We start from the raw sequence: 653 nt of genomic DNA, 5'->3' as shown, positions 1-653 counted from the left end.
AAGCTTTCCGGCGCATACATCGCCGCGGCCGCCACCATCACCGCGGCAAGGCCGACGAGGCTGTGGAAGGCCGCCACCAGTTGCGGCATCGAGGTCATGGCGATGCTGCGCGCCACATAGGCGCCGACCCCGCCGCCGATCGCCAGCCCGACGACGATCAGCGCAAAACCGCCGAGGTTCGGCTGGGCCAGCGCCAGCGTGGTCAGGATGGCGATGCCCATGCCGACCATGCCGTAGACATTGCCTTGCCGGCTGGTGGTCGGATGCGACAGGCCGCGCAGCGCCAGGATGAACAGGATGCCGGAGACGAGATAGAGGAAAGAGGCGAGATTGGCGTTCATCGCTTACTTCTCTTTCTTCTTGTACATGGCCAGCATGCGCTGGGTGACGAGGAAACCGCCGAAGATGTTGACGGCGGCGAGCACCAGGGCAACGAAACCGAAGCCGGTGGCCAGGCCCGCGGCGGAGATGCCGACGGCGAGAAGCGCGCCGACCACGATGACCGAGGAAATGGCGTTGGTGACGGCCATCAGCGGCGTGTGGAGCGCTGGCGTCACCGACCAGACCACGTAATAGCCGACGAAGATCGCCAGCACGAAGATGGCGAAGCGGAAGACGAAGGGATCGATCGCCCCGCCCGAGGCGGCGTGAGC

2 protein-coding genes are annotated in these 653 nt (G+C 65.8%); both read right to left on the bottom strand.

The features are described 5' to 3' along the window. On the bottom strand, positions 1 to 341 hold a 341-nt coding region (locus ACCO56_RS33050), incomplete at its 3' end, for an NAD(P)(+) transhydrogenase (Re/Si-specific) subunit beta (protein ID WP_433645211.1). 3 nt (positions 342 to 344) lie between these two features. Next, a partial coding sequence (locus ACCO56_RS33045; protein ID WP_433645210.1) for a proton-translocating transhydrogenase family protein occupies positions 345 to 653 on the bottom strand: 309 nt, incomplete at its 5' end.

Source organism: Mesorhizobium sp. 1B3 (assembly GCF_050958605.1).
Taxonomy (GTDB): domain Bacteria; phylum Pseudomonadota; class Alphaproteobacteria; order Rhizobiales; family Rhizobiaceae.
This window is presented reverse-complemented; position numbering and strand designations above follow the sequence as displayed.